Origin of the sequence: Marinobacter gelidimuriae (assembly GCF_000372805.1) — a bacterium.
Classification (GTDB): Bacteria; Pseudomonadota; Gammaproteobacteria; order Pseudomonadales; family Oleiphilaceae; genus Marinobacter; species Marinobacter gelidimuriae.
In genome coordinates this window covers 1-1,804 of the sequence record NZ_KB889846.1, presented here as the reverse complement: position 1 = coordinate 1,804, position 1,804 = coordinate 1, and the positions used below count along the sequence as shown (strand labels likewise).

1 protein-coding gene is annotated in these 1,804 nt (G+C 49.5%); it reads right to left on the bottom strand.

Annotated elements, in window-relative coordinates; translation table 11 throughout:
• Positions 1–291: 291 nt before the first annotated feature.
• Complete coding sequence (locus A3OI_RS0103220) at positions 292–1,617, bottom strand: IS1380 family transposase (RefSeq protein WP_018402900.1); 1,326 nt, start codon at positions 1,615–1,617, stop codon at positions 292–294.
• Positions 1,618–1,804 lie beyond the last annotated feature (187 nt).

Sequence of the window (1,804 nt, the reverse complement as noted above, 5' to 3'; positions counted from 1 at the left end):
CCAGCTTTCACCAAGTGCCGGTTTACACAGACCAGTAATTGAGTAAGCTCAGTAAGTTATACCCATTGCGGGTGAAATCAAACCATGGCACATACCCCAAATCCCCAGATAGAGCCCCGCTAGCGCCTCAAGGGCCTCTGAGTCCCTCTTTCACGTCTTATTGCTGGCCAGCACAGCGGATATGGCAGAGAGGTTTAGTCAAAAACCGTTCCTCGGCGCATATTCAGTGCCTATTTGGCCATTTTGGACGGACCTATCCTGTATAAGCCGTCATTCCTGTTCGGTATTGGGTTAAATGGGCGGCGGCTCAAACTCCTTCAGTGCAAGTAGCACCTGTTCTAACAGTGTTCGATTGTTTTCTTTCAGCTTTACAAATAACTGACGCCCAGTCTTGACGACTTTTGCCGCCATGGCATACAAGCGCCAGCGCAGAGTCATCGCACGGTGGTGCGCCAGTTCCTCTGGCAGCAGTTGACGCATCAGGGCAAATAAATTGTAGGAGAGCGAGGAGATTAAAAAGTACAGTGCATTGGCGTTAAAATCTGAACACGGCAGGGTGTCACCGCCAAAATCCAGCTTCAGTTCTTTGATGCGATTTTCGCTGTCCTCAGCACGCTGGTTGTACCAGTGGACAATCTGACTGTCGCTAAGTTTATCCCGATTGGTGGCAATCGCACGGTAAACATAGCCTCCCCGGCTGATTGCATTTGAGTCCTCTTGTGAGTCCAGGTCCAGATTTGCCTGGCCTTTAATCGCCGTTCTTTGAATGATGAGGGTAAAGGCTTTTTCATATTTACCGATACAAAAGCTGGTGCGGTAGGTGTCCTGGCCGCTTATCTCCTTACCTTTTTTGTCAATCAAAGGCTGCCAGTCTGCATCACCTGCCGCGTCTATCTGTGCCCGCATGGCGGGGCTAGTTTTGGCGCGAATGGCGTACTCGATACCTTGCTCATCACAATACTCAATGATTTTTATTTGATAGCCTGCGGCATCGATACGCAGGGCGTTCAGGGCGCAGCCTTCCGGTAAAGCCTGCTGACACTGTTTGATAAACGCCAGATTATCTTTCGCTGGCGGCACATTACCCTGACGGAAATCCACGGCTACAACCTGCCCGGTTTCCGCAATGTGCCCCACCATGGGCATAAAGCCTTTGTTCTTGTTGTAGGTCCACTGCGCGTCCGCTTTATGGGCAACAATTTCAGTAGCATCGATGTCCAATGTTACTTTTTTGCAGCGGTGCAAGGCTGACTGCAACACCGCCTTATTGACCTTCACCCAGGCCTCCTGGATTTGTGGCTGGCTACCCATTCTCCTCAGCCAATCACCGATCGTGGTCGCCTGGGGGAGTTTTTTGAGATCCAATACGGTGCGCAGTGCCTCATCATCCTGTATGTGACGAACCTCATCCAGGTGAAAGCTGCCTTCATGTTGCATCAAGATGAGGGTCTTGATGAATTCCGAGGGCTTATATCCTCGATTACTTTTAGGCTGGGGAAAGTGCTTATCAATACGCTCAGCGAGGCTCAATGTGTCCATTAATTGACCAGTGGCCAATAAACCGGCACGGGAGGTGAGCAAATCGTTCGTTGTATCGAGTTTGTAGGGTAGAATCATCGTAAGCCTTGAGTTGTGCACCCATTGGGTGATGGAGAGTTTCGTCGCTAACCATTATACAGCCAAGGCTTTCTATGTTTTAGAAATTTCTATCTGGGGATTGGGGCATACAAATCGAACCATGGCATATAAAAAAGGATTCTCATGGACGCTATCGAAAACGTATTTAGTGCAATTAACGGGCTGG

Excerpts from the sequence above, each read along its gene's own strand:
- A3OI_RS0103220 (WP_018402900.1), bottom strand. The coding sequence starts at position 1,617 with ATGATTCTACCCTACAAACTCGATACAACGAACGATTTGCTCACCTCC.